Here is a 497-nt window from a genome sequence, read left to right as displayed (position 1 = left end):
GTGTCCAGACCGGCACCGGCAGCCCATGCATAGCTGGCCTCGGCAAAACCAATGTCGAGATCTCGGGGACGCTCAATGCGGTGGTCACGCTCGAGCAGACCAATTTCGGCTCGGACCGCCCGCAGTTGTGACTCCGCCGCTTCGCTCTTCCCATCGGGCATGCGATGAAGGTGGCCCCGGTCCCCCGGCCGCGACTCGTGACCGCTGGGCGACAACACCGCCGCCAACTGCGGACAATCCAGGCCGTCAAAGACGCCTCGCCGAAGTGCCTCAGCCGTCACCAAGTCGAGTTCGGAATAGATCCCCAAAAGCATCCGGCCAGCGTCCGTGACAGTATCCCCACCCGTACCGAGGTATCCCAAAGCCTCCAGTACCAGCACAATTCGCTCAAACTGGGTGGCAATCGACGTCGCCTTCGCGCGTGCTTTCGTCAATTCCCTCTCACTGCGACGGCGAAGTCTCATGGCACGTTCAGCGAAACGCGCATGGGACTCGCG

Annotated in this window: 1 pseudogene; it reads right to left on the bottom strand. The window is 62.8% G+C overall.

Annotated features, from left to right (window positions below):
• A pseudogene (locus CRD60_RS08390) lies at positions 1–434 on the bottom strand (DEAD/DEAH box helicase); the annotation flags it as partial.
• Positions 435–497: the final 63 nt, after the last annotated feature.

The organism is Bifidobacterium aemilianum (assembly GCF_003315635.1).
Lineage (GTDB): Bacteria > Actinomycetota > Actinomycetes > Actinomycetales > Bifidobacteriaceae > Bifidobacterium > Bifidobacterium aemilianum.
Note: the sequence above shows the minus strand (reverse complement) of the source record. Positions and strands in the feature narration are given on the sequence as shown.